The 21962-nt window shown below is 36.8% G+C and carries 22 protein-coding genes; 12 read left to right on the forward strand and 10 right to left on the reverse strand.

Annotation, left to right across the window (positions count from 1 at the left end; translation table 11 throughout):
* Both E1140_RS21465 and E1140_RS09965 read left to right on the forward strand, forming a co-directional pair.
* Nucleotides 1-777, forward strand: a 777-nt coding sequence (locus E1140_RS21465; protein WP_185153517.1) for a hypothetical protein, incomplete at its 5' end; no start/stop codon positions are given.
* Between the two features lie 258 nt (nucleotides 778-1035).
* On the forward strand, nucleotides 1036-1596 hold the full coding sequence (locus E1140_RS09965; protein WP_155182605.1) for a hypothetical protein: 561 nt from the start codon (nucleotides 1036-1038) through the stop codon (nucleotides 1594-1596).
* 97 nt (nucleotides 1597-1693) lie between these two features.
* Here the strand turns inward: E1140_RS09965 and E1140_RS09970 are convergent, their stop codons facing one another.
* The 7 genes from E1140_RS09970 to E1140_RS10000 all read right to left on the reverse strand — a co-directional run bounded on the left by E1140_RS09970 (nucleotide 1694) and on the right by E1140_RS10000 (nucleotide 7800).
* A complete protein-coding gene (locus tag E1140_RS09970; protein ID WP_155182608.1) occupies nucleotides 1694-1915 on the reverse strand; it encodes a hypothetical protein in 222 nt (73 codons plus the stop codon).
* Complete coding sequence (locus E1140_RS09975; RefSeq protein ID WP_155182611.1) at nucleotides 1915-3726, reverse strand: ATP-binding protein; 1812 nt, start codon at nucleotides 3724-3726, stop codon at nucleotides 1915-1917. The genes E1140_RS09970 and E1140_RS09975 overlap by 1 nt, the downstream gene beginning before the upstream one ends.
* Nucleotides 3727-3819: 93 nt before the next feature.
* Nucleotides 3820-4632 carry a sulfite exporter TauE/SafE family protein gene (locus E1140_RS09980; RefSeq protein ID WP_155182614.1) on the reverse strand — a complete coding sequence of 271 codons (813 nt, stop codon included), beginning with the start codon at nucleotides 4630-4632 and terminating at the stop codon, nucleotides 3820-3822.
* A gap of 59 nt (nucleotides 4633-4691) precedes the next feature.
* Nucleotides 4692-5108 (reverse strand): DUF6691 family protein, encoded by a 417-nt coding sequence (locus tag E1140_RS09985; protein WP_155182616.1) that lies wholly within the window; start codon nucleotides 5106-5108, stop codon nucleotides 4692-4694.
* Nucleotides 5109-5110: 2 nt separating this feature from the next.
* Nucleotides 5111-5680 (reverse strand): YeeE/YedE family protein, encoded by a 570-nt coding sequence (locus tag E1140_RS09990; protein ID WP_246202790.1) that lies wholly within the window; start codon nucleotides 5678-5680, stop codon nucleotides 5111-5113.
* Nucleotides 5681-5692: 12 nt separating this feature from the next.
* Complete coding sequence (locus E1140_RS09995; protein ID WP_155182618.1) at nucleotides 5693-7102, reverse strand: MBL fold metallo-hydrolase; 1410 nt, start codon at nucleotides 7100-7102, stop codon at nucleotides 5693-5695.
* 65 nt (nucleotides 7103-7167) lie between these two features.
* Nucleotides 7168-7800: a Crp/Fnr family transcriptional regulator gene (locus E1140_RS10000; protein WP_155182621.1), complete on the reverse strand. Its 633-nt coding sequence runs from the start codon at nucleotides 7798-7800 to the stop codon at nucleotides 7168-7170.
* A 73-nt stretch (nucleotides 7801-7873) separates the two neighbouring features.
* Here E1140_RS10000 and E1140_RS10005 point away from each other — a divergent pair, with 73 nt between their 5' ends.
* The 5 genes from E1140_RS10005 (at nucleotide 7874) to E1140_RS10025 (ending at nucleotide 13715) form a co-directional block, all read left to right on the forward strand.
* Nucleotides 7874-8173, forward strand: coding sequence for a GNAT family N-acetyltransferase (locus E1140_RS10005; protein WP_155182624.1), 300 nt, complete (start codon nucleotides 7874-7876; stop codon nucleotides 8171-8173).
* Nucleotides 8174-8217: 44 nt separating this feature from the next.
* Nucleotides 8218-8688: a hypothetical protein gene (locus tag E1140_RS10010; RefSeq protein WP_221412675.1), complete on the forward strand. Its 471-nt coding sequence runs from the start codon at nucleotides 8218-8220 to the stop codon at nucleotides 8686-8688.
* Between the two features lie 92 nt (nucleotides 8689-8780).
* Nucleotides 8781-9203 carry a hypothetical protein gene (locus E1140_RS10015; RefSeq protein WP_155182629.1) on the forward strand — a complete coding sequence of 141 codons (423 nt, stop codon included), beginning with the start codon at nucleotides 8781-8783 and terminating at the stop codon, nucleotides 9201-9203.
* A gap of 163 nt (nucleotides 9204-9366) precedes the next feature.
* On the forward strand, nucleotides 9367-11877 hold the full coding sequence (locus E1140_RS10020) for a PIG-L family deacetylase (protein WP_185153518.1): 2511 nt from the start codon (nucleotides 9367-9369) through the stop codon (nucleotides 11875-11877).
* Between the two features lie 113 nt (nucleotides 11878-11990).
* Nucleotides 11991-13715 (forward strand): sodium:solute symporter family protein, encoded by a 1725-nt coding sequence (locus E1140_RS10025; protein ID WP_155182632.1) that lies wholly within the window; start codon nucleotides 11991-11993, stop codon nucleotides 13713-13715.
* Between the two features lie 67 nt (nucleotides 13716-13782).
* Here the strand turns inward: E1140_RS10025 and E1140_RS10030 are convergent, their stop codons facing one another.
* Nucleotides 13783-14379: a hypothetical protein gene (locus E1140_RS10030; protein WP_155182635.1), complete on the reverse strand. Its 597-nt coding sequence runs from the start codon at nucleotides 14377-14379 to the stop codon at nucleotides 13783-13785.
* A 263-nt stretch (nucleotides 14380-14642) separates the two neighbouring features.
* On the opposite strand from E1140_RS10030, the gene E1140_RS10035 reads away from it, so the two are divergent.
* Nucleotides 14643-15974, forward strand: a complete 1332-nt coding sequence (locus E1140_RS10035; RefSeq protein ID WP_155182637.1) for a sensor histidine kinase — start codon at nucleotides 14643-14645, stop codon at nucleotides 15972-15974.
* Here the strand turns inward: E1140_RS10035 and E1140_RS10040 are convergent.
* A complete protein-coding gene (locus tag E1140_RS10040; RefSeq protein ID WP_155182640.1) occupies nucleotides 15971-16390 on the reverse strand; it encodes a hypothetical protein in 420 nt (139 codons plus the stop codon). The two genes, E1140_RS10035 and E1140_RS10040, sit on opposite strands and share 4 nt — an antisense overlap.
* 200 nt (nucleotides 16391-16590) lie before the next feature.
* On the opposite strand from E1140_RS10040, the gene E1140_RS10045 reads away from it, so the two are divergent.
* From E1140_RS10045 to E1140_RS10055, 3 genes are all read left to right on the forward strand, one after another.
* Nucleotides 16591-17238 carry a response regulator transcription factor gene (locus E1140_RS10045; protein WP_155182642.1) on the forward strand — a complete coding sequence of 216 codons (648 nt, stop codon included), beginning with the start codon at nucleotides 16591-16593 and terminating at the stop codon, nucleotides 17236-17238.
* 157 nt (nucleotides 17239-17395) lie between these two features.
* Nucleotides 17396-19036 (forward strand): N-acyl-D-amino-acid deacylase family protein, encoded by a 1641-nt coding sequence (locus tag E1140_RS10050; protein WP_155182645.1) that lies wholly within the window; start codon nucleotides 17396-17398, stop codon nucleotides 19034-19036.
* A 57-nt stretch (nucleotides 19037-19093) separates the two neighbouring features.
* Nucleotides 19094-20200 carry a helix-turn-helix domain-containing protein gene (locus E1140_RS10055; protein ID WP_155182648.1) on the forward strand — a complete coding sequence of 369 codons (1107 nt, stop codon included), beginning with the start codon at nucleotides 19094-19096 and terminating at the stop codon, nucleotides 20198-20200.
* Nucleotides 20201-20376: 176 nt separating this feature from the next.
* Here the strand turns inward: E1140_RS10055 and E1140_RS10060 are convergent, their stop codons facing one another.
* Complete coding sequence (locus E1140_RS10060; protein ID WP_155182651.1) at nucleotides 20377-20751, reverse strand: hypothetical protein; 375 nt, start codon at nucleotides 20749-20751, stop codon at nucleotides 20377-20379.
* Nucleotides 20752-20927: 176 nt separating this feature from the next.
* Here E1140_RS10060 and E1140_RS10065 point away from each other — a divergent pair.
* Nucleotides 20928-21962: hypothetical protein (locus tag E1140_RS10065; protein WP_155182654.1), on the forward strand; the 1035-nt coding region annotated here is incomplete at its 3' end.

Below are 21962 nucleotides of genomic sequence, written 5' to 3' on the forward strand. Positions count from 1 at the left end.
AAATTCAAATACTTACACTTATTCCTAGTTATAGTTTCATTTTCTTGTCAAGAAAAGAATAATGATTCGGATACTGATTCAATAGTTTTTGCAAAAGAAATTCTGAAAGTTATTGATGAAGCTAAACACTATCATCCGAACATTTTAGATTCAACCTTCAATATTCCTTATGAATCAGGTGAGACTTGGATTACTTTTAAAAGGACTAACGGTACACTTGACTCGACACTTTTGGAACAATACAAATCAGGTTTACCAAAGACAGAAATAAATTTTAATCTAGGGTCTCTGAGCTTTGGAGAACACGGAAGTTATTACGACACCTTAATAGTATATTATTTTGCAACTAAGACTGACACCATGAGAATGGAAATGCCAATGTATAAGTGGTATTATAACAGTAATCCTAATGGTGAATTAGTGTATCAGAGAAACTACGATTCTCTTGGGGACCCAACAAACTCTAAAGGAGACCTTATAGAGTATACCAAGCATGCAAATCAGAGTGATTCTATAGTAATTCATTTTTATCTTGTACGTGAGCCTTACTTTGCTAGATATTATGACCTTCATAGGAAATTTTACCTAACAATATCGGGAACAGAAATAAATAATGAAGAGATTGAGATTAACGAAAAATATTCTGCTGTCTTTTATAAATTAAGTCAATCTGAATTAAAAGGAAAGCAAGTTACTGGTATAGCGGAATATACAGATGTAGTTGATAAAACCGATCTAACAACCACAAGAACAGACACTGTAATACTTCACTTTTAAAAACGGATTACAACATGCTATAAGAGCGCATTTGGACTTCACATAGCGAAGTCCTTAAATGCTTTGATGCGGCTTGGCCGCACGTTTTGGGTTGGCATTTCATAGCCACTTTCATCTCTTAACTTGTGGACTACTTGTAATGACGGTGTGTTTCAAGCTGCTTGTGGCGGAACTAGGTTCTAAACCCAAATCGTGCTAGTTTTAAACCTTGAACTAAAGTGAAAATACTCGCCTTACAGGGGCGTTAGAGGACATGTAATGACTAATGAAGAATACTCTATATTAATTTTATTCGGGGCTTTTGCATCAGTCATAACCTTGACATTGACTATAATATTCTTGCTCATCCGCAATGACAAACCAGTAAATATATTATTCGGAGGCTTTTTCTTTGAATATGTTAATCTTATAAAAGAGAAAGAGAACAAGGTTGTTTACTCGTTAATTCTAACCCTTTACATATTAACCATAATTCTAGTTCCAATTTCAATAGGCATCACAATGCCATCTGTCAATGATGACAATTGCGGACTGAAACGACATACCATGAATAGTCAAATTAATAAATTTATTACTGGTAAATTTATTGACAAAGCGAATCATGCGACACCTTCTTTTTGGGTAATGCAAGATGATTCAACATCTAGCGTATACGGTTTAAATAATTATTGGAATAAAATATATGAGAATGCCCAAGCGGGAGATTCTCTTATAAAAAAATCAAATTCAATGACAGTAACACTTAGACGTAACGGGTTTGACATGAACTTCAATATCGACATAATATGCGAAGAAAAAACGTCCTCTAACATTCCTTAAGAGCACATTTGAACTTCACCGTGCAAAATCTATTTCTCGCCTGTAGCCAACAGCATGAAAAGCAAGAACCTTTTCTATTAATTAAATATCCCTAAGCTTAATTAGCTTTTTTCCTTAGCCCAGCGATTCTGATAATCAAAAATACCCACGGAAAACCATGAAATGCCAGATCAAAATAGTCCATGGCTTGCATGCCATTGGCACCACCAAGCACCCATCTCAGCTTACCCACTAAATGCGGCTCTGGAGTAAAAGGCGCTAATCCCAGCGTAAGACATAAGAGTATTGGAATATACAGTGATGATAATTTTCCTTGCATTAGCTTTTGTTAAACTGCAGTTTAAATGTAGTGCCCATACCTACTTTTGAGTCAAAGGAGATGGTTCCACCCATCAATTCGGTAAACATTTTGACAATGCTCAGTCCCAGCCCTGTAGACTGCTCACCACCCGTGGGTTGAGCACTTAGCCGCTGATACTTCTTAAACATCTTCTTTTGATCTTCAGGTGTAAAGCCAGGCCCTTTATCAGCTACCTGAATTTCGACTTTATCTCCAACGTCTATGGCTTTTAGTACCACCGTAGAGTTGGCATTGGAGAACTTAATGGCATTTGAAATTAGATTATCAAGTATTTGGTTAACAAACACTTCATCACCCATGATGCTCAATTCCTCATCAATTTTAAAATTGAGCTTTATATGCTTGTTTTCTGCAATAGTGTCATATTCACCATGCAGTTCAGCAAAAATTTTATTGAGATGGATGGGGTTAAGCTTAACATTTAACTCTCTTGATTCAATGGCGTCAACATCCAAAATCTTGCTGATCATTTCGCGCAGCCTGTTAGAAGAATTGATAACCTGCTGAATGATTTCGATCTGCTCTTTTGAGAGCTTTGCCTTGTCCATGAGCAGTATTTCTGCCAAACCTGCTACCTGATTGATAGGGGATCTTAAGTCATGCGCTAACACACGAATAAGGTTGTTTTTTTCTTCATTGAGGGTTAGCAGCTCGGCATTAGCCTGTTCAATCTTGTTTTGCTGCAGCTCCACTTTCTCTTTATGCGATTGTAAATTAGAAACTGCCGCTTCTTTGCCTTTGTATAGCCTGTAAAAAATGATAAGTCCAAGCAGTGCCCCAATAATTGATACAATTAGCACATACTGAATAATGTTGTTCTCCTGTAATTCAAGCGCCCTTTCGAGCAATAGTTTGTTTTGAATTTCCTTCTCCTTATTCAAAAGAATGATCAGCTCATCGGCATTAACATTACTGTCAGAAGATATACTTTTTATAAGTTCATAGATGTCGTTTTCAAGGTATCTCTCTATAATATCAGACTGTATGCTTTCAAAATAGGCACTGTTTAGGTATTCGTCAATAATGGCTTTCCAGTCACTATTTTTGGGCATAATCATACCATATCCCTGTCCTTTCATAGGGTACAGGTTTTGTCTTATTATAGGAGATGTGGGGTTGTCTTTAAGGCCAATAAGGTACAGCGGCAAATCGATATAAGCGAAATTGCCAACACCAGAAAGAAGACCGTCAAGCACAGTTTGATCACTGGGTATATTATTAATATGAAAGCTAATTCCCAACTGCTGTTGCAAGTCATTTAACCCTTTTTCGTAGGTGGTGCCTCGAACGGAAACTGCAGTGAGCCCTTCAAAGACTTTTTTAAATTCCTCTTCACTTTGTATCACCGGTATTTCATTACTCGAAACCAAGACCGCAACATCCATCATGTAAGACTTGGAGAATAGCACGTCTTGCTTCCGTTGGTCTGTGATTGAAAATGCAGAAATTCCAAAATCTCCACTCTGCTGGCTCTTTTTTATTCTTTCATAAGTTCCCTTAAAGCCATCGCCTTCAATCCAGTTTAGCGTAAGTTTTACATCATATTTGTCGTTCACAAACTGTGCAAAACCCTCCATTAACTCATATTCAATACCAGTTAGAGTATTGTCAGTGTTCTGAAAAATGAAAGGAGAGGATACATACCAGTACAAATCAATTGTAGCCGCTTTGTTCTTCCTTGCGGTCTCCCAGGAATCTGGTTGTGCCCAACTTATAGATGTAGAGAGCAGGAGAAGAATAAAAAATAGTCGCGTAAAAAATGGTTGCATCCAGTACAATTCAAAAGCTTAATTTACCAAATGAATATTAACTAAAATAGAGGTTTCTGAAAAATATAAGCGATTGATTATCAGTTAAAACATTTATTTAAGAAGAGTTTCTTTAATAATCATAAAAACTCCCATGATCAATACAAACCAACCAAACCCTTTCTTAAGCTGTGCTCCATCCACTTTTTTGCTAAAAGCCATGCCTATAAATATACCAGTTCCTGCAAGTGCAGAAATGGTTAAAAGAAAAGCCCAGTCTATATTTTCTCCTGCCTGAATATCACCAATAAAACCTAAGAGTGATTTAGCAGCAATGATGAGGAGTGAAGTTCCTATGGCCATTTTCATAGGTAGCTTAGCAAAGAGTACTAGTGCTGGTATGATAAGGAAGCCTCCGCCAGCACCTACTAGTCCGGTAAGCATGCCAACCACCGCGCCTTCAATCAATATCAGTATAAAATTAAATTCGGTACCATCTGTTTTTACTTCAACTTCTTCCGTTTTGGATTTCTTGATCATTGAGATTGAAGCGGCCACCATTAGTATGGCGAAGAGCAACAGTATGCCTGTGTTTTTGGTAAGTGTAAAAACTTCTGTTGTAAACCAAACATCTGGTAACCAGGGCATCAAATACCTTCTGGTAAGGTAAACAGAAAGGAATGCAGGAACAGCAAACACAAGTCCTGTTTTGAAATTCACCAGACCTTGGCGTGCATATTTTATGCCTCCAACAAGCGAGCTAAAACCAACTATAAATAGCGAATATGCAGTTGCCAGCACGGGACTTACACCAAGAAGATATACCAAGACAGGCACCGTTAAAATTGACCCTCCACCTCCAATAAGTCCAAGCGAAACACCAATGGCTACTGCACCTATATATCCTAAAATTTCAACTACGGTCATGTATTAATTTTTGCACAAACATAAATGCCATCAAACTACCCTTTAGTAACAATTGTTACTTAGTGCGGAAGTTTATTCTTTAGTAAGCCGTAAGTAAATGTGCCGGCTGCAGCTGAGACAATTACTGCCAACATCATAAGAAAACCGTTACCAACTAATATAAACATAGGACCGGGGCATGCACCTGTAAGTGCCCACCCTAAGCCAAATATGGTTCCGCCAATAATATACCTTTTCCAAACTCTTTCTTTGGGTACAATCATAATAGTGTGACCTGAAAAGGATTTAATATTAAAGCGTTTGATCAATTGAATGATTATGATGCCAATAAGGACGGCACTACCAATAACACCATACATATGAAATGACTGAAATCGGAACATTTCGTATATTCTGTACCATGATATAACTTCAGCTTTGGTGAGAACAATGCCAAACAGAATTCCTAATCCGAAAAATTTTATGTACTTGCCCATAGTTAAAACAAAAAAGGAATAATGAAATGTGTGGTGATCAGTCCACCAATAAAAAAGCCTATTACAGCAATTAATGAAGGGATTTGGAGGTTACTTAAGCCACTAATTGCGTGGCCAGAAGTACAGCCCCCGGCATACCTGGTGCCAAAGCCAACTAAAAAACCTCCTAAGATTATCATAATAAATCCTTGCCATGTAAATAGTGCTTCAGCGCTAAACATTTCTGTAGGAATCATTTCTGCCCCTGGGTTTTGAACACCTATAGCGGTGAGGTCTGCTTTTGTAGACTCGCTTATATCTATGGTATGGTCCACCTTTAGCCATTGATTGGTAATAAATCCACCAGCAATACTGCCAGTTAGAAAAACCAGGTTCCAAATCTGATCACGCCAATTGAATTTAAAGAAGTCACTGTACTTAGCCCCACCGCCAATGGCGCAGATTGTTCTGAAATTAGAGCTGAGTCCAAATGACCTGCCCAACCACAGCAGCAAGCCCATGATTAAGGCAATAGCAGGACCTGCTACATACCATGGCCATGGTTGTAGAAAATAACTAAAGAATTTTTCCAATGTATTTAATTATTATTTGAGTGTAGAAGGGCAGACAAATGCCGTTTTCGGTATATCTGTTTCTTCGATAGCTTTAAAACCTCCGGCTACATCAATTAGTTTATGGAAGCCACGCGATTTTAATATTGAAGCCATAATCATTGACCTGTAACCTCCAGCACAGTGGATATAGTATTCTTTGTTTTTATCAACATCTTCCATGCGCTCACTTACAAAGTCTAAAGGTATGTTCTCGGCATTTTCAACGTGCTCGGCTTCATATTCAGATGGTTTACGAACGTCCATCACATGAATATCAGATGCTGAGTAATCCTCAGCAAATTTTGTAGCACTTATCGATGTTACAGTATCTGTTTCTTTGCCAGCATTGACCCAAGTTTCAAAACCACCTTTTAAATAGCCTAGCGTATTGTCATAACCTACTCTTGAAAGTCGGATAACAACCTCTTCTTCACGTCCTTCATCAGCAATAAATATGATTGGCTGTTGTAGATCAGGAATTAGAGCACCTACCCAAGGGGCAAAGCTACCATCAATACCAATAAAAATGGAGTTAGGAATATGACCTTTAGCAAAATCCTGAGGTTTTCTGGTGTCAAGCACTAAAGCACCTTCATGATTAGCATAAGCCTCAAAGTCTTCAACTGACAAAGGAACTTTGCCTTTTTCAAGAATGGTGTCAAGACTTTCAACCCCAGTTTTATTCAGCATCGCATTCTTAGCGAAATATTGAGGGGGAGGTAGTATTCCGGTGGTAACTTCTTTTACAAACTCATCTTTGGTCATGTCAGCTCTAAGCGCATAATTGACCTTTTTTTGATTACCTAGAAGGTCATGAGTTTCTTTGCTCATATTTTTGCCACAAGCAGAACCCGCACCGTGTGCTGGGTAAACAATAACGTCATCTGGTAACGTCATTACTTTATTTCTGAGGCTTTCATAAAGCATTCCGGCCAAATCTTCTTGTGTTAAATCTGATTTAATCGCTAAATCTGGTCTACCAACATCTCCAATAAATAATGTATCACCGCTAAAGAGGGCATGCTCTTTACCATTCTCATCTATTAGTAAATAGCAAGAACTTTCAGGTGTGTGACCTGGGGTGTGAAGTACTTTAATTTTAACATCGCCCAATTCAAAAATTTCATCATCCTTGGCTTCATGTATGTCATAGGAAGTTTTAGCTCCCGGGCCATAAACAATTTCGGCACCAGTCTTTTCAGCCAAATCAACATGCCCCGAGACAAAGTCAGCATGGAAATGCGTTTCGAAAATGTATTTAATTTTAGCTTTTTGATCTGAAGCTCTCTTTATGTAAACATCTGTTTCACGAAGCGGATCTATAATGGCAACTTCTCCATTACTCTCTATATAATATGCTCCCTGCGCTAAACAACCTGTATATATCTGATCTATTTTCATAGTATTAAAATTTATGTAACAAATATAGGCCTTACGTTTTGTTTCAATGTAACAAAAGTTACCTACTAGAGAATTTCAATTTTATTCCTGCTCTGCTCAATCTTTTCTTCGTTTTCCAATTGCTTTAACAGTCGCGAAATTACAACTCGTGATGTGTTGAGTTCTTTAGCTATTTGCTCATGCGTCTTTTTGATTTCGAATGAACCTGAAGACTGCTTTTTGTCAAGCAAGTATTTATAAAGTCTCTCGTCCATCTTCATAAATGCCATGCTATCTATGGCCAAAAGCATTTCGTCAAATCGCTCTCTATAGGAATTAAATATGAACCTTCTAAAGGACTGGTATTTTGCTATCCAGCTGTCAAGATATTCAATGGGAATCATCCAAATGGTAGAATCTTCTTCTGCAGAAGCACTGATCTGACTTTTGGAGTTATCTAAACAACAACTTATGGACATGGCACACGTATCTCCACCTTCCAGATAATAAAGGAATATTTCGCTGCCATCATCATCATGACGGGTTACTTTTAGTACACCATCAAGTACCAGTGGCACATAATTGTTGTTTTGACCAGGTTTAACAATAACCTCACCGGCAACAACCTTTTTTGATCTACCATTATCATATATTTCCTGTACTAAAGCTGGTTCAAAACCATACTTTAATAGGTGATTGTTAAGTTCAGATTTATCCATGATTGAAAATATATTATATTCAAAGATATTATAAAAGCACTAACCATTTGATAAAGTTACGAGTTCATAAGGCATGCAAATTGTAAATAATAAAACCAATGGTCAGTTTGAAACAATAATTAATGGCCATAAGGCTGAGCTGCAGTATAGAATAAGGGAGAACACTATTTTTTACATGCATACTGGAGTACCCAAAGAGCTTGAAAGGCAGGGTGTGGCAACGGCTTTGGCTAAATTTGGATTAGACTATGCTCGAATGAAAGGTTATCAAATTGTGGTATATTGTCCTTTTGTGGTAAAGTACGTTAAAAGTCATAAGGAGTATCTAGATCTGCTTAATGACAAATTTCAAAAGCCAGAAAGGTTTAATTGATTAGTATCGATATTCTGTTCTTAGTTAAGTATTTTTAACAAATGATGAAGAATCTACTACTATTGCTAATTGTAATCCCAGGCTATTTAAATGCTCAAGGGGAAAACGTTCCTTACTTAAGTTCTGATGATTTTGATTTTGAGTTGGATTATAATTTTAAGACCAAACCCTCTAATGTAAAAGATGTAGCCTATTCTGAACGGGAATTAAATAACTCAACAGAGAACCTCCCTTATGTAAAGATGAGAATTATCTTAAAGAATACCTCTGAAGATCAATTCAGGTATAAGGTTCATACCAATAAAAGCGACATTAAGCTGAATAGAAAAATTAAGGGTAATGATGATTTTATAATAGACATGGGCTTCTCTGATGATATCAAAGATCGTGTGCATGCTCATCAGTTTTCGGTTATAATTTACAATAAGGATAAAGACCCGCTTTCAAAAATTGTTATTGAATTCAGCGTTAATGGCGATATGTTTATCAATGAAAAGTTGATGGGTAAAATTTGATAAACCTCTGATATTCAGTTGTATAATGTAAGTATATATTTTTTGGCCTCATAATTGTTTAATCTGGTTTAGGAAACTTAAAGTACTAAATCATGAAACAGTTATTACTACTTCCGCTTTTAGCCATTGCAATTTCAGCATGTGAGATTACTGTAGTTGAAGACCCAGTTCCGGTTATCATAATTGATGACAGCAGAGATAGGTTTACAGGTTATTTTGATGCTGAAGAATATAGTAAGACTGCTCGTGTTTATACTTACTACACTATAAGAGTGGTAAAATCTTCCAGAAATAATAATGTTGTATTCATTCGCAATTTCTACGGGTTAGATATTGAAGTGCTTGCAGAGGTACATGGCAACGATATTTTTATTCCAGAGCAAGATATTGATGGTTATCATATTGAAGGTGACGGATATCTTGATGGAGGCGAGCTAATCTTATTTTATTCGGTTTTCGATCACTTAGACCCTCATGCGCATACAGATTTCTGTGAAACTGTAGCGTTCAGATAAAATAGTTGTGTTGTTGTTTAGTTTTGAGTCCCGTTCTTGGTAATACCGAGAGCGGGATTTTTTTGCCGTTCATAAAGAAACAAACGATATAGTTGGCCCAAAGTATGAACCTTTAGCTAATGCCTGCGTAACTTACAGCGGTAATCAATACACGTTATACTACATGAGAAAATTTATACTGCTGCTCTCTTTAGGGCTGATTTTTTCACATTCCAATTTTGCTCAAAAACCACATAATCCAAATTCGGCAGAGATACTTCTGAAGATTAAAAAACTGAACTTCTTAGGTACAGTTTTATATGTTGCCGCTCATCCTGATGATGAAAATACACGCTTAATAGCTTATTTAAGTAATGAGACATTGGCCAATACTGCCTATTTATCAATGACAAGAGGTGATGGAGGTCAAAACCTTATAGGGCCTGAAATAAGAGAAGGCCTAGGAGTGATTAGAACTCAAGAATTATTAGCCGCTAGAAGAATAGATGGGGGTAAGCAGTTCTTTACTCGCGCCAATGATTTTGGTTATTCTAAATCTACCGAAGAAACACAAAAAATATGGAATAGAGATCAGGTGCTTTCAGATGTAGTTTGGGTATATAGAAACTTTAAGCCAGATGTTATCATAACCAGATTTCCGCCTGACGAAAGAGCAGGACACGGCCATCATACAACATCAGCAATATTTGCGGCAGAGGCCTTTGATATGGCGGCAGATAAAAATGCATATGCTGATCAGCTAGAGTTTGTGGAACCATGGCAGGTAAAACGACTATTTATGAATACCGGCAGATGGTGGAGCCCTGATATTAATAAGGAAACACCAGGAGTATTTGTAATTGATGCAGGAGCTTATAATCCATTGTTAGGTACTTCATATACTGAAATGGCCGCTTTGAGCCGTTCACAGCACAAATCACAAGGTTTTGGATCTACAGGACAAAGAGGAGAGTCTTTGGAGTTTTTAGAGCCTGTGAAAGGAGACAAAGCTGAGTTTAATATTTTTGAAGGCGTTGATACATCATGGAAGCGCGTAAAAGGCGGTGAGAAAATAGGTAAAATGATTGATGAAATTATTGCTGATTATAACCCTCAAACCCCCTCAGAAAGTTTACAGCAATTGCTAGAGGTGAGGGATGAAATTCTTCTTTTGAAGGATAAGCATTGGCAGTCTCAAAAATTGAATGAGGTTGATGATATTATAAAGTCAGTGCTGGGATTATATGTAGAAACCAGCTCTGAAGATTATAATGTGAGTCCTGGAGATGCTGCTAAACTATCTGTTGAGGTGGTTAACCGTTCTAATATCCAAGTAAAGCTTGAAGCTGTGGCTATAGATCACTTAAAGGATACTACTGCTAATGTTGCTCTTTCTAATAATGCCAAATTTGAATTTAGTACAACAGTTAATATACCTAAAAGCTGGAATTACTCAATGCCATATTGGTTAAGAGAAGAAGGTACATTGGGTACCTATAAAGTTGAAGATAGAGCATTGCGCGGAACTCCTGAAAATGCTGCGGCTATAGAAGTTTCATATGCAGTAGAAGTGCTTGGTCATAAAATAATGCTAGAATCACCTGTGGTATATAAGTGGAATGATCCTGTAGAAGGGGAGCAATACCGACCATTTATTATTACGCCTCCGGCTTTTGTAAACATTGAAGAACCAGTATATATATTCAGCAATGCTGCATCTAAGAAGGTTAATATTACTGTTAAAGCCAGTAAATCTAACATTTCTGGAACTGCAAATTTAAATGTTCCTAAGGGCTGGAAAGTACAGCCAGAAAATCAAAAATTTGAAATGGCACTAAAAGATCAAGAGGCAGTACTTTCTTTTGATGTTATAGCTCCTGAAGGTCAAAGTACGGGTGAGATAAGTGCCAGCATTTCGGTAGCTGGTAAAACTTATGATAACAGTATTCAGACCATTGCTTATGATCATATACCAACACAAGTGCTTATGCCAAGAGCAGCATCTAAAGTGGCCAAAATTGATATTAAGAAAGAGGGAAATGTAATTGGTTATATTCAAGGTGCGGGTGATGCTATTCCTGCAAGCTTAAGAGAAATTGGTTATGACGTTTGGGAAATGAAGGATGAGGAAATCACTCCTGAGAATCTTACAAAGGTAGATGCAGTAGTATTGGGAGTAAGGGCCTTGAACACCAATGATAGAGTTAAGTTTTATATGACTCATATATTGAATTATGTTTCTGAAGGAGGAACTCTTGTAATTCAATACAATACTAGTCACAGACTCAAAACCGAAGAATTCGCGCCATTTCCTCTCAAACTTTCGCGTGACCGTGTAACAGAAGAAGATGCCAAGGTTAAAATACTAGACCCTAAAAACCCATTGCTTAACTATCCAAACAAAATAACTGAAGCGGATTTTGATGGCTGGGTGCAGGAGCGTGGCTTGTACTTTCCGAATGAATGGGATGAAAAATATACACCACTACTATCAAGTTATGATGAAGGCGAGGACGCTAAGGATGGCGGGCTACTTGTAGCTGACTATGGTAAAGGAAAATATATTTACACCGGCTATTCTTTCTTTAGAGAGCTGCCAGCTGGGGTTCCCGGAGCATTCAGGTTGTTTGTTAACTTGGTATCTGCGGGTAAGAAAGAACAACCTTCAGATAAAAAAGTATCCAATTCTCAATAACCCATGGACGAAAAGCCCCCTTTTTTAAATAAGTGGAAAAATATCTATTGGCTGTTAATGGCTAATCTGGCATTTTTCATTCTATTGTTTTATCTATTTACCCTTCAGTTTTCATGAGTAGTATTGATTGGATTGTACTATTTGGTACCCTCATTTTTATTGTATCCTATGGCGTATGGAAGTCTAAAGGTTCTAACAGCATGGATAGCTACATTAGAGGCGGTAATGACTCTAAATGGTGGACAATAGGGCTATCTATAATGGCAACACAGGCCAGTGCCATTACTTTTTTATCAACACCAGGACAAGCGTACACCGATGGTATGCGGTTTATACAGTTCTACTTTGGTCTGCCATTGGCCATGATAATCATTTCTGTATTTTTTCTACCTATCTATTATAAGCTAAAAGTCTATACAGCTTATGAGTATCTTGAAACCAGGTTTGATGTCAAAACAAGGCTTCTTGCGGCATTTATATTTTTGGTTCAGCGTGGGTTAGCGGCTGGAATTACAATTTATGCACCGGCTATCATACTGTCTTCACTACTTGGCTGGAGATTGGGCTATACAACTACTATCATTGGAATATTAGTTATCATTTATACAGTTTCTGGTGGTACTAAGGCTGTTTCTCAAACGCAAAAGCAGCAAATGGCTGTGATGATGGGAGGAATGATTGTTGCTGGACTGCTTGTGATATATTCACTTCCAGATAATGTGGGGTTTGTAGACGCGCTACATGTTGCTGGTAAAATGGGTAAGTTGAATGTTGTCAATTTTGAATTTGACCTTTCTGATCGCTACAATTTCTGGTCTGGTATTACTGGTGCAGTGTTTCTTTTCCTATCTTATTTTGGAACAGATCAATCGCAGGTGCAAAGATATTTATCAGGTAAGTCGTTGTCTGAGAGTAGGTTAGGGCTTATGATGAATGGGTTGTTAAAGGTGCCAATGCAGTTCGTCATCTTGTTTATAGGAGCCATGGTGTTTGTTTTCTATCAGTTTAATCAGCCTCCGGTTTTCTTTAATGATACAATCAGAACTGAAATGGCTACCTCCGAAAAAGCTGCTGAATTTGAAAAGATTGAAAGCCAGTATCAGCAGTCATTTGATGATAAGCGATTGGTGGTAGATGAGTTTGTTAGTGCCATACATGAGGGGGATGAGAACCAAATAGACATTAAAGCAAACTCATTGAATGAATTGCAATTGAAATCTGAAGAATTAAGATCAAAGGCCAAAGCGGTGATAGCAACAGCACTACCAGACGCTGAGACCAACGATAAGGATTATATCTTTATGAATTTTGTCATGAATAATCTGCCGGTGGGCATAATCGGACTATTGTTTGCCGTGATTTTCTCTGCAGCCATGTCTTCAACTTCATCAGAACTTAATGCTCTTGGTTCTACGACTACAATTGACTTTTATAAACGGAAATTAAACCAAAAAGGCTCTGACGCACATTACACGAAATCTTCTAAGTTGTTCACCTTAGCGTGGGGCATATTAGCTATTATTTTCGCTTCCTATTTATCTTTGTTCGAGAATCTCATTCAGGCTGTTAACCTGATTGGTTCACTATTTTACCCAATTGTACTTGGTATTTTTATAGTGGCCTTTTTTGTTAAATACGTAAAAGGAAATGCTGTTTTTATAGCCGCCCTAATTAGTCAAGGCCTAATAATTTACACTCACTATCTCAATGTAGAAGGTGCGGCAGGGTTGTTTACGATGGGTTTTTTATGGTACAATGCGTTTGGTTGCTTGTTAGTAGTATTCATTAGCTGCCTGATACAATTCATATTAGGATCATCTAAAAAAAAGGAAGCCTAGTTAATAAAAAATGCCATCCCAATATTAATTGAGATGGCAAAACTATTTAACCTAAACAAAAAAAATATTAGTAGGCATTCAGATATCTGGTACCCGAAGCATTTTTAATCTCGAAAGTGAATTGATTGGCTTCTACAGAAGAAAGATCATAGATTTTTCTAAATCCATATAAGTCATTTACCTTTTCTTCATGAATGACATTACCATTTTGACCATAAACTTTAATGGTTGTTGGCAAAGCTCTTTCATCTCTGTTTACAACAGCAAGTCTAAATTTCTTGCCATCATTTACATTAAGGATATTTGCGGCAAAATTGGGCTCATTTGAGGGCTTAACAATTGTAACAGTTTCGCTAACAGTTGTTCCGTCAGGATTGGTTACATCAAAGGTATAATCACCTCCTGGCAATTGTTCCATATCATAAGGCTGAGCAAACCCTTCTTTATTTTTGATTGTTGTTTTGTGAATTACTTCACCAGATTCATTCTTAAGAGAAACCTTGACCTGACCTTGTTCTTCGTCCAGATAGACTAGTTTAATGTGCTCTGGATCGTTGTTAATAATGCCTACTTTTTTGCTGGCATCTTTGTCTTTTACTCCTTCTGTAGCAAATGCGGTGGCTACCACCAGCATCATAGCTACGGCTAATGTTGTTTTTTTCATTGTTGTTTTTATTTTGTTTGACCTACTCTATCAAACGGGGTTCGGGATGCCTCTAGTTGTGTTTTCGGCTTTATTTTAGAAGAGTGGTCGCAAACGATGGCGAATGGATTTTATTAACATTCTGACTGCCCAAACTGGGGGGTGTCTAATTGAATTAGAATTCAATATTTCAATTACATTTATGTTAATAAATAGTACATTCGCAGGTGGTTTGATTCCATATTTTGGATCTTTAGTACTCAATTGATTTCTTTCATAACTATATGAATATTGGAAGTATTGTGGATTTTTTCATAAGTCCACATCGGCATAGTGACTCCAAAGAATTAAGAAGGGCAAGGCTTTATGTAAGGGCATGTTTGCTTACCAGTTTATTTTCAAATTCTTATATCTGGTTAAGTGTTTACTTTCAGTATGATAAGGGAGTTTATCTCATGATCTTCAATGTAGTAGGCTTTCTACTAATTCCGCTACTAGCCAGAACTAAGCTTCCTATTACCTGGCTTGGTAATTTATATGTTAGCATTGGTGCGTTTGCAATACTTGTTTTAACCTACTATTCAGGAGGAGTATGGTCGGCCATATACCCATGGATAATAAGTATTCCAGTATTGGCGCTGCTGGTTGTTAATAAAAACGCTGGTATTTTTTGGGGACTAGTATCTTTTGGTTTCATGATTTGGTATGCTGTTTTAGCCTTACAAGGTATGGAACTGCCAGTAGAATATAACTTAGAGGATCGCACGCTCTGGTATGTCACTATTGTCCCAGGATTGCTACTCATCATTCTGTTTATCTCATTTGTATTTGAGTATACTCAGTCCAAAGCACTAAACGAACTTGAAGAAAGTAACGCGCAACTTTTATCTCAAAAGGAAACTATTGCCTCACAATCGAAAACATTAGAAAAGCTCATCGAAGAGAAGGATTATATTATTAGGATACTGGCGCATGATTTAAGAAATCCTCTAAAAAATATTACTGGACTAGCTCAGTTACTTGAAATTGAGGATGATGCAGTTCGCGTAAAGGAATGTACTGAGATGATTGTGCAATCTTCAGCAAAAGCACAGCATCTTGTTAACAGGGTCTTGGAAATGGATGCTTCTGAGCAGGAATTAAGATCAGTAAAATTATCGAATATAAAGTTGAATGCGGTGTTACATCAGGTGCTTGACATACTTACCGAGGCTGCTCAACTGAAAAGCATTAAAATCAAGGTAGAGGATAATACGACTAATGATGTTGTACTGGCTGAAGAGACCTACCTCACTTTGATATTAGAAAACTTGATTTCTAATGCTATCAAGTTTTCAGAGACTAATAAAATCGTGACTGTTAAGCTGGAAAATGAACATGACACACTTCGTGTTAGTATAACAGATGAAGGTCCAGGCATTGAACCAGAGGAAGAGGAGATGCTTTTTAAGAAGTTTTCCAGATTAAGCGCAAGACCAACTGCCGGTGAGAGTTCTACAGGTCTTGGACTATCATTAGTTAAGCGCTATATTGAGCTTATAGATGGTAAAGTTTGGTATGAGCGTGATGCTTCAGTGGGTGCCACTTTTGTGGTAGAGCTTAAAACAGTTAGTTAAATATACTTTTCAAAATCTCCGAAGTTCATTGACTGCTGCTCACAAATAATTTTGAGCCAACTGGCTACATAATCTAACAAGGCTGACTCTTTCTTATCTCTGATGTATTCGGTCATGTATTTAACATGCATAATAATCCACATTTCTTCAGCCATTTTGAAGGTTATGTCATACTTGGCCGACCCTTCAAGATTAATATTCAGACAAAGACCAACCCTTGCCAGTTCCTTATAAACTTCCTGATAGGTAGCTGCTTCAACTGTTTTTGAACTGTAGTTGATAATATTCATAAAGGTTTTGAAGTTCCCATATTTCAAATTTTCACCTTCTCTCTTCAGAAAGTCCTCAATCTTATCGCAGGCATTGCTGCATTCTAGTCTTTCTTCTTCTGTTTCTAATATTATAGGGTATTCCATAGTTCAAAATGACTTCGCTAACTCAAATCTAAACTAAAGATATTATTTATCACGATGGTAGGCATCAATATCGATATATGCTTATTGAAAATACATAATACCATTGATTTAATTTATTTGGATTAATTCTAAATAATCTGGTTTGCTAATAGGTTTGATTTTATATTTGAGTTTATTTAGATGCATTCTAAATAGTTGCTATGGATAAGAGAATTGTTTTAGTTGACAGCCAGTATTTGACCAGAATATCTATTTCGGCTGTAGTAGGAAGTATGAAGGGATTGGTAATAACTAAAACATTAAACTATCCTCATGAGGTAGTTTCTGAAATTAACAGCACTTCTTTTGAAATCCTTATTACTGAATATTCTGATGATCATCAAGATCAAATAAATGAGATATTAAGGATTGTTGATACTATAAAAATCCCTACACTAGTAGTTACCAATTCCGAAAATACAGAGGTGATTCAGCGGCTACTTAAATCAGATATCAAAGGAGTTATTACTAAGAATTGTAGTCAGGAAGAAATAGAGCTGGCTCTCAGTAATGTAGCCGAGGGAAAGCGTTTTTATTGTAATAACGTTCTTGACATTGTGATGGATAAGCAGCATACTTCATTAAAGAAAAGTGCTGCGTCTAAATTTGATTTGTCTTCTCGCGAATTGGAAGTTTTAGAGCTAATTGTTAACGGGTTTACTACTAAACAAATTGCAGATCAATTGCACCTGAGCATTCATACAATAAATTCTCACCGAAAAAATTTGCTTAAAAAATCAAAGATCACTTCACCTGCTCATTTAGCTGCCTTTGCAATCGAAAGTGGTCTTGTTAATATGTTTGAATAATATTCCTAAATAGTATTCGCGTGCGCTTGAATTCTGTATTTGCCATTTACATAAGGCATAAGAGGGTTTGCAATTGTATTTGTCTATTAGCAATACATTCAATCGCTAATTAGGTTTAATATTATTAGATTGATCTTTCGAATCAATCAACCTAACAATGAAGCATCTTTTACTATCCCTTACTATTTTATTGGCACTTGTCAGTTGTGGGCAACCAGATTATGACACTATTTTAAAGAATGGCTTAATATACGATGGATCAGGAGACAAACCTTATCAAGCAGATGTCGCCATTAAAGCGGATACTGTAGCTGCCATAGGTGATTTAAGTGAGTTTACGGCTGTAGAAACTATAGACCTTAATGGATTAGCTGTGGCACCTGGATTCATTAACATGTTGAGCTGGGCTAATACCGCATTATTAGAGGATGGCCGTTCACAAGGAGATATGAGACAAGGAGTGACATTGGAAGTACTTGGTGAGGGAAGTTCTATGGGCCCACTTACCGATAGTATGAAGCTTGATATGAGTACCGATCAAGGTGATATTAAATATGAAGTGAAATGGACAACACTTGGAGAGTATTTGCAATATCTTGAAGAAAAGGGTATTTCCACGAATGTAGCTTCTTTTGTAGGTAATGGAACACTTAGAAAATATGCTGTTGGTAATGAAAATAGAAAAGCTACTCCAGAGGAGCTTGAAGAAATGAAAGGGTTGGTAAAGCAGGCAATGGAAGAAGGGGCTGTGGGTATTTCATCTTCATTATTATATGCGCCAAGCGGATATGCTGATACGCCTGAACTTATTGAGCTAGCAAAAGTAGCTTCTGAATATAATGGAATGTACATTTCTCACATTCGCAGTGAAGGTTCTGAATTGCTTGAGGCCATTAATGAGCTGATTACAATCTCGAGAGAGGCCAATATTTCTGCTGAGGTTTACCATTTAAAGGCATCTGGACAAGATTACTGGAATAAACTTGATACGGCTATTATGCTTATTGAAGATGCTAGAAAGGAAGGACTGGCGGTTACCGCGGACATATACACGTATCCTGCTTCCTCAACTGGTCTTCACGTTCAATTGCCGGATTGGGTGCGAGAAGAAGGAGTAGAAGCTACAATTAAAAGGCTTGCCGATTCCACTTTAAGAGAAAGAATACTGTCAGAAATTGAATTCACAAATCCGCCTTCATCAATTATGTTGGTTGGATTTAAGAATGAAGAACTTAGAAAATACACTGGAATGAGATTAGATGAAGTGGCCGAGCAATTGGGCAAAACTTCTGCTGAAGCAATGATAGATCTTATTGTAGAAGATGATAGCAGGATTCAGGTGGTTTACTTTTCTATGTCTGAAGAGAATATTGCGAAAAAGGTAGCAGTGCCATGGGTTAGCTTTTGTTCTGATGCAGGCTCCTATACCAATGAAGGCGTATTTATTAAATCAAGCACTCACCCAAGAGCTTATGGCTCTTTTATAAGGGTATTGGGTAAATATGCACGTGATGAAAAAGTGATTACACTAGAAGAAGGTATAAGAAAGCTCTCCTCATTACCTGCACAAAATCTCAAGTTAGAAAAAAGAGGTATGCTTAAACCCGGGTATTATGCAGATGTTGTGGTTTTTGACCCTGAAAAGGTTAACGACAAAGCAACCTTTGAAAAGCCGCATCAATATGCTGAAGGCATTGTTCATGTTTGGGTTAATGGTACTTCAGTGCTTAAGAATGGAGAACACACAGGAGCTAATGCAGGGAGATTTGTGAAAGGGCCGGGTTATAAGGGGATATAATTTTTTCGTTTTGCGAATAGCAACTTTAAGATCACATGTCCGTTTTGAACAGTTAATATGAAACAAGTATTACTTATTGGAGCTATTCAGGGTTTTGTGCTTTCACTGGCATTGTTTAGGAGCAATAATCTTCTGAAAAAACATAGTAACTATCTGTTTTCTGCACTGATTTTAATTGTTTCCTCTTATTTGCTCATTGTATCTCAGAATGAATATTTTGTGCAGTTTCCAAAGCAGTTTTTGACGGCCTATGTGCTTATTTATCTGTATTGCCCGACATATTATCTATATGTACTTTCAATTACCGATCATAAGAAGGTTAAGGCACTCAAGAATTTGGCCTTTTTCATACCTGCATTACTTTTTCTTTTATTGATGGTAAGCTATTATCCATTAAGTAATGACGAACTGCTCAATAAGCTCAGATCTAAGGATATCGCAGATTTAGTAGCATTAGATTTAACATCGATAATTGTCAATTTTATTGTGCTTTGGAAAAGTTGGCAATTGATTAAATACTGGAAGAACGAGCAGGCCTTTCAAAAGACCGGAATTGCAACTTTCTATCTGTTTCAGGTTGCTATGGTGGCAAGCAATATTGCCTGGATGCTTTTTCTTTTACCGCAATGGAATGTTGTGAATATAACTTTGCCATTTAGACTTGAGTTTGTTTATCTGGGAATGTCCGGTTTGATATTTTTGTTTTCTTATATCATAATCGCCAAAAATCAGATGTTTTTTCAGATAGTTGGAAAAGACACAGATACCTATAAAAATGTGAGTTATGATCAGCAGGAGCTTGCCAACGTATCTCAGGAGATTATTAAGGTGCTGACTGCTACTAAACCTTATTTAGAAGTTGATTTTTCATTAGGAAAATTAGCTGAACTTACCGGAATAGAGAGGTTTAAACTGTCTTACACGATAAATAACAGTATGAACAGTTCATTTACCAGATTGATAAATGAATATAGGATTGATGAATTTTTAGAAATGGTTAATTCAGAGCAGTATAATCATTTTAATATGCTTGGAGTTGCAAATGAGGCAGGCTTCAAGACAAAGTCAACTTTCTATAAAGCATTTAAAGAAATTAAGGGAGCTACACCAAAAGAGTATTTAAAACTTCACAATGGGGTGGAGGCCAAAATGCAACCCGCCTAAATTCTAGGTTTTACTACCCATTTCTGATAGGTGAAGATCAAAAAAAGCGCTAAAATCAAAATTATGTTGATCATTGTTAAGGTACTTTTCACAATGGTCATTGAATTACTCACTGTAACTTCTACTTCTGATACTTCTGGATACTCATTTAATATTTTAAATATTGAAATGTTCTCTTAATAATCGAAGAGTCCAGCCGTCACTGGTATAAATGGAAGGTAACTGAAATGAGAATAATAACCCAGCTGCTTTAAGAGGTAAGATATGAGCATACCATAACTGATCGCAAAAAATAATGGGTAAGCCATGTCAAAAGGCAGCTGTACTGAGCGGTATAAATATCGTCCGTTATCACCCAGGTTTTGAAGTAGATTGATAGTGTAATCATAACCATAGCCAAAAGGTATCATATCCAAGATGGCCATTCCCTCAGCATAATTTTCTACCATAGGTATGGTGACTTTCAGCATAAGGATGTAAATAATCTGAGTCATAACTACCAGTAATATGACAGTACGTCCATTAAGGTTTTGGTTAATAATTGTTCTCATAGCCATTTGATTTGTGAAGCAAAGTAGGTCGACTTTTGATTATTTTCTTCCGATTATCATGCTAAAATGTCCATACAAATTTTTCGGACTTATTGTTTTTAAAAATATGAATCAATGTTTGAGTGCCTTCGTATCCTTGGTGTAAACATATAACGCCATCAACTAAACAAGTTTTAATGAAAATAAAATTGATTTTTACTGTTGGACTCACGTTGTTATTACTTTCATGCAAAGTAGAAAAGGAAAGAACATCAGAATCCAACAACACGATACGATATTTTACCAAGCTTACCGGAATTATTTCACCATTTCTTGATTACCAGCCAAGAGGAGAAATTACATCGCAACAGCTTGATTCTGTTAGTCATTATAAAGTTATATATGATGATCAGGGAAGGGTAAGTGAGATGTCATTTTTTAAAGGTAAGCACCCAAGTGACGACTCCTATTTTTATTCGCACAAAGTGAAATACAATTATCAGCCAGATCAACTGCAAAGAACATATTTTAGCACCAAGGGTGAAAAGATGGATATGTGGAGGCACTATTATATGGGATCTGGTATTCATAAGGAAGCATTTGAATTAGATGATCTTGGGAGAAAAAAATCACTTCGCCTTTATGATACCCTTGACACAAGAATTTCAAACGGGTTAGGAATATATGAATATCAGGTAAAATATATTTCTGACACAAGTTTCGTTCAATATCAATTTGATAGCCTTAATACCTCTAAAACACTTACCGAATATTTTCCATTCAGTGCTGCACTTATTACCATAGACGAAAAAGGGCATCTCTACAGCATTGGTAATGTAAATGATAGCAATCAGCTGACAATGCAGGATTCGGCTGGCTTTGCAAATGTCATTTTTGATTTTGATGAATATGGTAATGAAACGGCCTGGAGATTCTACGATAAAGAGGAAAATTTAGCTAATAGAAGATCTTACAAAGATATGGATTATGGTTATGCTCAATGTGTATTTAAAATGGATTGGATTGATGAACAACTTGGTCTTATCAAGGACTATCAGCAGCTTTATTTTGATTCTGAAGGGCAGCCTGTAAATGACAATTTTGGGGTGCACCAAATCAATTATAATGTCCATCACTATGGAGCTCTATCAGGTATTGAATACTACGATTTGAATGGCAGTAAAGTGATCCATCCGGCTTCAGGATATTTTAGAGTGGAGGTGACTTTTGAT

Source organism: Fulvivirga lutimaris, assembly GCF_009711525.1.
Classification (GTDB): Bacteria; Bacteroidota; Bacteroidia; order Cytophagales; family Cyclobacteriaceae; genus Fulvivirga; species Fulvivirga lutimaris.